The sequence below is a fragment of the Ralstonia flaminis genome (genome assembly GCF_958415495.1).
Lineage (GTDB): Bacteria > Pseudomonadota > Gammaproteobacteria > Burkholderiales > Burkholderiaceae > Ralstonia > Ralstonia flaminis.
Genome location: NZ_CATZLL010000004.1, coordinates 405296 through 412175, shown reverse-complemented (window position 1 = coordinate 412175; position 6880 = coordinate 405296). Strand labels below are relative to the sequence as shown.

General features: G+C 64.2%; 8 protein-coding genes. 4 read left to right on the top strand and 4 right to left on the bottom strand.

Annotated elements, in window-relative coordinates:
* The 3 genes from R2N11_RS08790 to R2N11_RS08780 all read right to left on the bottom strand — a co-directional run.
* Positions 1-1678, bottom strand: a 1678-nt coding sequence (locus R2N11_RS08790; protein WP_316680818.1) for an ESPR-type extended signal peptide-containing protein, incomplete at its 3' end; no start/stop codon positions are given.
* A gap of 250 nt (positions 1679-1928) precedes the next feature.
* Positions 1929-2636 carry an MOSC domain-containing protein gene (locus R2N11_RS08785; protein WP_316680817.1) on the bottom strand — a complete coding sequence of 236 codons (708 nt, stop codon included), beginning with the start codon at positions 2634-2636 and terminating at the stop codon, positions 1929-1931.
* Positions 2633-3337: a glutamine amidotransferase gene (locus R2N11_RS08780; RefSeq protein ID WP_316680816.1), complete on the bottom strand. Its 705-nt coding sequence runs from the start codon at positions 3335-3337 to the stop codon at positions 2633-2635. Before R2N11_RS08780 ends, R2N11_RS08785 begins: the two co-directional genes overlap by 4 nt.
* Before the next feature lie 91 nt (positions 3338-3428).
* On the opposite strand from R2N11_RS08780, the gene R2N11_RS08775 reads away from it, so the two are divergent.
* The 3 genes from R2N11_RS08775 to R2N11_RS08765 all read left to right on the top strand — a co-directional run bounded on the left by R2N11_RS08775 (position 3429) and on the right by R2N11_RS08765 (position 4981).
* On the top strand, positions 3429-3974 hold the full coding sequence (locus R2N11_RS08775) for a helix-turn-helix domain-containing protein (RefSeq protein WP_316680815.1): 546 nt from the start codon (positions 3429-3431) through the stop codon (positions 3972-3974).
* Between the two features lie 156 nt (positions 3975-4130).
* Entirely contained in the window at positions 4131-4526 is a 396-nt protein-coding gene (locus R2N11_RS08770; RefSeq protein WP_316680814.1) for a hypothetical protein, read from the top strand.
* Complete coding sequence (locus R2N11_RS08765) at positions 4523-4981, top strand: DUF2846 domain-containing protein (protein ID WP_316680813.1); 459 nt, start codon at positions 4523-4525, stop codon at positions 4979-4981. The genes R2N11_RS08770 and R2N11_RS08765 overlap by 4 nt, the downstream gene beginning before the upstream one ends.
* Before the next feature lie 62 nt (positions 4982-5043).
* Here R2N11_RS08765 and R2N11_RS08760 read toward each other — a convergent pair whose 3' ends face one another.
* The gene (locus R2N11_RS08760; protein ID WP_199027107.1) at positions 5044-5856 is read right to left on the bottom strand and encodes an inositol monophosphatase family protein; all 813 of its coding nucleotides are present in this window, start codon (positions 5854-5856) and stop codon (positions 5044-5046) included.
* A 121-nt stretch (positions 5857-5977) separates the two neighbouring features.
* On the opposite strand from R2N11_RS08760, the gene R2N11_RS08755 reads away from it, so the two are divergent.
* Entirely contained in the window at positions 5978-6859 is an 882-nt protein-coding gene (locus R2N11_RS08755) for an RNA methyltransferase (RefSeq protein ID WP_316680812.1), read from the top strand.
* Positions 6860-6880: the final 21 nt, after the last annotated feature.

Here is a 6880-nt window from a genome sequence, read left to right as displayed (position 1 = left end):
TGGTCGTGCCGCCGTGGCCATCACCCACGGTAAATCCCGGGGTCGAGATCGAACCATCGGGGTTGACCGTTGTGCCTGGGCCAATGATCGAAGCCACGCTGTCCGACACGGTACGCAGTTGCGAACCATTGATCGCTTCCTTGCTGATGGTCGAGACCGCACCATCGGCCACGTTGATCAGCTTGCGGGCGCCCGCCGTGCCGGCAAAGTCGACGGCTGCGCCATCGGTGTTCTTGCCCACGGTCAGGTTTGCACCTGGGGCGGCTTGCTGCACCAGACCGATCGAGCCGCTGCTCATTTCGTTGCGGATGTCCGTGATGGACGTTTCGTTGCCCGTCACGCGGGTATTAAGGTTGTCCACCGCACCGCCCACGGTGCCGACGGTGGTCGTGCCGCCGTGGCCATCACCCACGGTAAAGCTCGGGGCCGAGATCGAACCATCGGGGTTGACCGTCGAGCCCGAGCCGATGACCGAAGCCACGCTGTCCGACACGGTACGCAGTTGCGAACCATTGATCGCTTCCTTGCTGATGGTCGAGACCGCACCATCGGCCACGTTGATCAGCTTGCGGGCGCCCGCCGTGCCGGCAAAGTCGACGGCTGCGCCGTCGGTGTTCGCGCCCACGGTCAGGTTTGCACCGGGGGCGGCTTGCTGCACCAGACCAATCGAGCCGCTGTCCATGTCGTTGCGGATGTTGGTGATGTCAGCCGTGTTGCGTGCGATGTTGCCGTTGGCCGTGGTCAACGCACCATCGAGCGCATTCAGCGCACCGTCCACGGTGGTTTGCGTACCACCGTTGGCGAGCGTGTAGGTCGGGCCGGTTACGGAGCCATCCGAGTTGATGGTGGCGCCGCCGCCCAGTGCCGCCACCACAGGCGAGAGCTGGCTCACGTTCACGGCGTCGGTGGCTTGCGTGCCGGCGGCCATGTTCACGATCTGGCGTTGCGTGGTGGCTGAGCCCACGGAGACGGTGCCGGCGCGATTCGCAACGGAATCCGAGCCAAGCGCGACGGAGCCCACAGCCGAGGCCTCGGCGCTTTTACCTATCGCGGTGGCGTTTTCAGCCGTGGCTTTGGCGCTTTTACCTGCCGCGGTGGCGCTCTTAGCCAGGGCTTTGGCGCCGTCACCCATTGCGATGGCGTAGTCACCAGTTGCGTTAGCTTCCGCGCCCAACGCTGTTGTGAAGTCAGCGGTTGCCTGAGCGTTATCGCCAATAGCATGCGTACCAAGGCCGGTAGCGACAGCGCTATTGCCGATGGCAACCGACTTCCAGTGGATGCTGTTGCCGTTGTTGGCCTTGGCATTGTTGCCAATGGCAATATCGGCCATGTGGTTTGCGTAGGCGGCGGTTCCGCCAGTGGGCGTAATCGTGATGCCTGAGCCCGTACCGGTGAAGCCCCCCGACATGATTCCGACGGACTGCGTGCCGATCGTGCCCGAGCCGGCCATGCTCGGCGCTTGGCGCAGGCTCACGAGCGCCTGGGCCTTTTCGTCCTCTTCGGTGGCGTCCACTTCCGTCGCAAACGCGCCGCTCATCGAAGCACCGCCCAGCGCCAGGGCTGCCACGGCAGTACGCGCAACGCGCGCCGAACCCTTCGAGCGCGACTTGGCCGTTTCGGCCGCCGCGACCCACGAGTTGGTTGCAGCGTTCCAGAGGCTGCGGTACGTCTTGTTCATATTTCCTGCTCCATTCGGTTGGGATGGGTTTCAACTCCAAGCCGATGGTAGGGATGGCCTTCTTGTGGGTCAGTCAGATTATTCTGATTTCTGAACGCGTTTAGGACGATTCCGAATCGTTGGCCGCGAAAGGGGCAGGCGATGTCACGCGGACGGTGCAAAAACAGCACGGCGTATCGCGTTGGCGCTTCAGCGGCGAGGCAGTGGCGTCGCCGATGATGAGGCCGACGCCGATTGGGAGACCTTCTGATCAGGCCGTTGTGCTTGCAGGGCCATCGATGCGCTTGGCCCAGCTTTCCACCTCACCGCGCGTGAGGCGGCCCTCCACAAGCTTGCGCCACGACGGCGTGAGCGGCAGCGCCAGCATGTCTTCCAGCGCGGCGCGATCCAGCATGTTGCGATAGAGCACGTCCAGCACGCGCGCCAATGGCCATTGCGGCCACGGTCGTTCGAGCCATGCCAGCGTGTCGCCCGTGCGCAGCGTGCCGCCTTCCAGTACCCGGTAGTACCAGCCCGTGCGCCCCGTGTGTTGTACGCGGCGCGCCATGTCGCGCGTGCCAAAGCGGTCATTGAGCTTCCAGCACGGCTGGCGTAGTTGCGACACCTCCAGCACCACATTGCCCGCACGCAGGCGATCGCCCACACAGATGTCCGCTTCGGTCATGCCGGTGGTGCTTAGGTTCTCGCCAAACGCGCCAGGCTGCGCGAGTACAGGCAGTGCGCCGATGTCTGCCCGCCACGCGGCGTAGTGGTCGAACGGGTAGTGGTGGATCGCCTTGTCGGGGCCGCCGTGCACGCGCGGGTCACCTTGTTCGTCGCCGACGATGCCGTTGATGTCCACCTGCACGGCATCGGCCACGGGGCGCTTGTCGATGGCGCTGCGTGAGCCGGGGCGCGTGTAGTCGACGGCGCGGCCAGTGAGAAGGGTGTCGATATGGATTGGGGCAGGCAACGTCATGCGGCCTCCACGCGGTCGAGCCACGTCGTGAAGACTTCGCGCGCGCGTTGCGACAGGCGCTCCGCCACAACGGGTGCCTGCGCACGCAACGCAGATGGGTCGATGCCCGCCGCGCCAAGTTCTGCCGCATGCCCGATCAACCACGCCTCCAGCTCATCCAGATTCGCTTCCAGGTGGAATTGCAGGCCGAGTGCGTGATCGCCGATCGCGAAGGCCTGTTCCGCGCACGTTACCGTTGAGGCGAGCCGACGCGCACCGGGCGGCAGGTCATGGCGGTCTCCATGCCAGTGCAGCACCGGCGTGCCGTCGGCCAGCGGCGCAAGTGGTGAATTGAGGCCATCGGCGGTGAGCGTAACGGGAGCAAAGCCGATCTCCTTTACCCCCATCGGCTTGACCGCCGCACCCAGCGCCCGGGCCATCAACTGCGCGCCGAGGCAGATGCCGAGCAGCGGCCGGCGTGCAGCTAAGCGCCGCGCAATGGCTTTGGCCTCTTCGCGCACGAACGGGTATGTCTTGTCGTCGTAGGCGCCGATCGGGCCGCCGAGCACGATCAGCAAATCGGCCGAGGCCATTTCGTCGGCCGGCACGGATTGCACTCCCATGTCGGCATAACGCACCGTATAGCCGCGTGCTTCCAGCAGAGGCTGCATGATGCCGAGGTGCTCGAACGGAACGTGGCGCAGGGCGAGGGCGGTTTTCATGGGCGGGCAAGCGGTGTCGGCAAGCATGCATTGTATGACACAAGGTGTCCTATGTGACAATCAAGGGGATTTTAATGACGCGACTATCCCCATGACCGTACGCCTAAAACCGCTGCGCAAGAACCAAGGCTGGACGCTCGAGACGCTTGCTGAACGCACCGGCCTCACCAAGAGCTACCTCTCCAAGGTTGAGCGCGGTATCTCTGTGCCGTCGATTGCCGTGGCGATGAAGCTGGCGCAGGCGTTGGGCGTGCCCACCGAAGACCTGTTCGGCGAGACCGCCTCGGCTGCTGCCATCACCGTCGTGCGCGCGGGGGAGCGCACGCGCGTTGGCAACCCCGGCACGCAGCCGTTGTACGAGGGTATTGCCACGCAGCGCAGCGGGAAGACGCTGCTGCCATTCGTGATCTATCCGCCGGCCGATTTCAGCGCGTCGCCCTTCAAGGAGCACGACGGCGAGGAATTGCTGTTTGTTCATCGCGGCGAAGTGGAAGTGGCCTTTGCTGGCCAGACTGTGCAGTTGGCAGCCGGGGATTCGGTGGTGTTTGATGCGCGCATTCCGCATCGGACGCGCTCAGTGGGGGCGGAGCAGGCGGAGGTGTTGATCGTGGTCAGTGCGTCGAATGCCGCAAACTAAACAACACTTAAATCAGCTCTTAAAAACTTGTATTGCTATCCCCACCAAAAATCCGGGTCGGGGGGATGCCACTTTTGCACCACTTCACTAAGATCGCTCCCCACAAACGCCGTGTCAGCGTCACGCGGCACCCATAACAAGATCAGGGAGTAAGTTGTGCGAAAGCCAATGATGCATTTGGCTGCGGCATGCATTGCCGTAGTCGCCCTTGGCGCGTGTGCGCCGATGGTATCTACCACGCCGGCCGCGCTGGCCACAGACAACACGACAGCGCCGTCGCGCCTCCAATTGAAAGCGTCAACCGAGGTTCGCCTGGAGACCGGCTACACGCGCACGCTCGCGGCGGGCTCCAACTGGCAGCGTGCGGGCACGCTCTCCCAAGGTGCGGTCTATCGCCCGGTTGGCACGATTTTCACAATCGAAGGCCGCCAGGTTCACGAAGCGTACCTCGTCATTGCCGATCAACGCCTGGTGGGGTTCTACCTGCCGGGTGAGCAGGCGTATTCCCCGCTTTCCAAAGCCGTTCCAATCACAACAGGAGAACCACAATGAAGGGAGTTTTGCGCGCACTGGCTTCGGCCATTGGTATCACCGTCCTCATGGCAGGGTGCGCTTCGGGCGTGAAGTATTCCGAGATGGCCTCGACCATCCCGACTCTCAAGCAGGATCAGGGCCGCGTGTACTTCTTCCGTTCGTCGTCCCTGATGGGCGCCGCGCTCCAGCCGGACATCAAGCTCAACAGCGAAGTGGTCGGCCAGTCCAAGCCGGGCGGTTTCTTCTTCGTCGATCGTCCTGCCGGCAAGTACGTTGTGTCGACGGCCACCGAGACCGAGAAGACGCTCAGCTTCGCTCTGGATGCGGGTGAGACCAAGTACGTGCGCACCTCGCCGTCGCTGGGTCTGATCGTGGGTCGCGTGGTGCCGGAGCTGGAAACGCCGGAGAAGGCGCAGTCGGAACTGCCGTCGCTCAGCTTTGCACCGAACGAGCCGCCAGCCGCCAAGAAGTAACGAAGCCGCGCCAAGAAAAAAGCCCGCATCTGGCGGGCTTTTTTCTTTCAGGCTGATCAGGCCTATTCCGATGCCTTCGACCGCGAGAACGGTGCCGTGATCTTAAGCATCTGCACGAAGGCCTTCGGGTTGCCGGCCAGGATTTCGCCCTGGTCCAGGTAGCCGGCTTCGCCGCAGTAGTTGCCCACCAGACCGCCCGATTCCGTGATCAGTAGCGAACCGGCAGCCATGTCCCACGAGTTGATGCCTTGCTCGAAGAAACCATCGAGGCGCCCGCAGGCTACGTAGGCGAGGTCCAGTGCGGCGGCGCCCGGGCGGCGCAGGCCGGCACAGCTTTCCGTCATGGTGGCAAACAGGCGGGTGTAGTCGTACAGGCCTTCCATGTCGCGGTACGGGAAGCCGGTGCCGATCAGGCAGTCGGCCAGCTTGTCGCGGCGCGTGACGCGGATGCGGCGGTTGTTCAGGAAAGCGCCCGCGCCCTTGGAAGCGGTGAAGAGTTCATCGCGCGTCGGGTCATACACCACGGCCTGCGTGACTACGCCGCGCTGCATCAGCGCGATCGACACGCAGTATTGTGGGAAGCCGTGGATGAAGTTGGTGGTGCCGTCCAGCGGGTCGATCACCCAGACGTTTTCGCTGACGGTTTCGCCGTCGGCCCAGGATTGGCCCGACTCTTCCGCTAGAATCGCGTGATCGGGGTAGGCCGTCTTGATGACTTCGATGATCGCGGCTTCGGCTGCGCGATCGACTTCGGTGACGAAATCGTTGTGTTGTTTGCGCTCGGTGCGCAGGCCGTCGACGTCGAAGGACGCGCGGTTGATGATGGTGCCGGCCTTGCGAGCAGCCCGGACGGCGATATTGAGCATCGGATGCATGACGGATCTCCGCGTCAGTGCGCTTTTGGCGACTGACGAACAACACAGCGAATTGTAGAAGAACGAGCGGCGGGCCAATCACGCGATCCTGCCCGCCGTCAAAAGAGTGGCCGTATTGTATATGAACCCCGCCTCCAGCGCCCTGGAAAACACCCCGAGCACCACCCCCGCCGACCCTGAGGCGTTGCGTCAGCGCGCCGCGCGCTGCCGTTTCGTGCTGGTCGAGACGAGTCACCCGGGCAATGTCGGCTCCACGGCACGCGCGCTCAAGACCATGGGGTTTGGCGAGCCCGGCAGCTTCGTGCTCGTGCGCCCGCGCGAGGCCGATGCCCAATCCCACGCCGATGCCGTTGCCATGGCAAGCGGCGCGGATGACGTCCTGGCCGGCGCCCACGTGGTCGACGACATTGGCGAGGCGCTGGCCGGTGCTGCGCTCACCATTGCGCTGACGGCCCGCCCGCGCGAGTTCGGCCCGCGCCGCATTGGCCCGCGCGCGGCAGCCGAAGAGGTGGCTGCCTTGTTGGCCGCACCGGACACGACTGTCGCCTTTGTCTTCGGCAACGAGCGTTTTGGCCTGCCGAACGAGGTGGTGGAGCGCTGCCACGTCGTGACGCACATTCCCGCCAACCCGGCGTATGCGTCGCTGAACCTGTCGCAGGCGGTGCAGTTGATTGCGTATGAAGTGCGCATGGCGTTGCTGGCCGATACAGGCACGGGCGATACCCGCATGGATGGTGTCGGCTTTGTTGGCGAGCCGGCCACCGCCGAACAGATCGACGGGATGTTCGAACACCTGGAGCAGGGCCTGGTCGAGATTGGCTTTCTCGACCCTGCCCAGCCGAAGAAGCTGATGCCGCGCCTGCGGCGTCTGTTTGCCCGCACGCAGTTGGAGGCCGAGGAGGTCAACATTCTGCGCGGGATCGCCAAACGCATGCTCGGCCGTCGTGGCGAGGCGGTCGGCGTGACCAAGGCGCCCACGGGCGCCGCCGACGACTGTCGCTGATCTCCCTGAAAGCCGCCTGCC

Excerpts from the sequence above, each read along its gene's own strand:
- R2N11_RS08785 (WP_316680817.1), bottom strand. The coding sequence starts at position 2,636 with ATGACGTTGCCTGCCCCAATCCATATCGACACCCTTCTCACTGGCCGC.
- R2N11_RS08755 (WP_316680812.1), top strand. The coding sequence starts at position 5,978 with ATGAACCCCGCCTCCAGCGCCCTGGAAAACACCCCGAGCACCACCCCC.
- R2N11_RS08780 (WP_316680816.1), bottom strand. The coding sequence starts at position 3,337 with ATGAAAACCGCCCTCGCCCTGCGCCACGTTCCGTTCGAGCACCTCGGC.
- R2N11_RS08765 (WP_316680813.1), top strand. The coding sequence starts at position 4,523 with ATGAAGGGAGTTTTGCGCGCACTGGCTTCGGCCATTGGTATCACCGTC.
- R2N11_RS08775 (WP_316680815.1), top strand. The coding sequence starts at position 3,429 with ATGACCGTACGCCTAAAACCGCTGCGCAAGAACCAAGGCTGGACGCTC.
- R2N11_RS08760 (WP_199027107.1), bottom strand. The coding sequence starts at position 5,856 with ATGCATCCGATGCTCAATATCGCCGTCCGGGCTGCTCGCAAGGCCGGC.